The sequence below is a fragment of the Corynebacterium lipophiloflavum DSM 44291 genome (genome assembly GCF_000159635.1).
Taxonomy (GTDB): domain Bacteria; phylum Actinomycetota; class Actinomycetes; order Mycobacteriales; family Mycobacteriaceae; genus Corynebacterium; species Corynebacterium lipophiloflavum.
In genome coordinates this window covers 1-279 of record NZ_GG667238.1, presented here as the reverse complement: position 1 = coordinate 279, position 279 = coordinate 1, and the positions used below count along the sequence as shown (strand labels likewise).

At 72.0% G+C, this 279-nt stretch carries 1 protein-coding gene; it reads right to left on the bottom strand.

Going from position 1 to position 279, the window contains the following annotated elements:
• Nucleotides 1–189, bottom strand: a 189-nt coding sequence (locus HMPREF0298_RS12530) for a hypothetical protein (protein WP_169304990.1), incomplete at its 3' end; no start/stop codon positions are given.
• Nucleotides 190–279 lie beyond the last annotated feature (90 nt).

The following is a 279-nucleotide window of genomic DNA, read 5'->3' as shown; positions in this document are numbered from 1 at the left end:
ACTACCCTGCGACGGCCGCTCAGCCGTGCGCTCGGGCGCGGCTTCCTCAGTCTCGGCGGGCTCGTCCGTTCCCCAGAAGTCCTCCGGCTTGGGCCGGTAGTCCGAGCGGGAGTTTCCGCGCGTGCGCCGCTTGCGCCGCGGCGAGTTCTCGAACTCCTCAACGGCCTCGTCGAAGGTTTCGCTGGTCACTCGCTCCTCCGGCGCCGCTTTCTCTCCAGGTGCCGTTGCGCCTGTCGCTGCGTCGGCGCCGTCCTTGCCGCGTCCCCGGCTCCCGCCGCG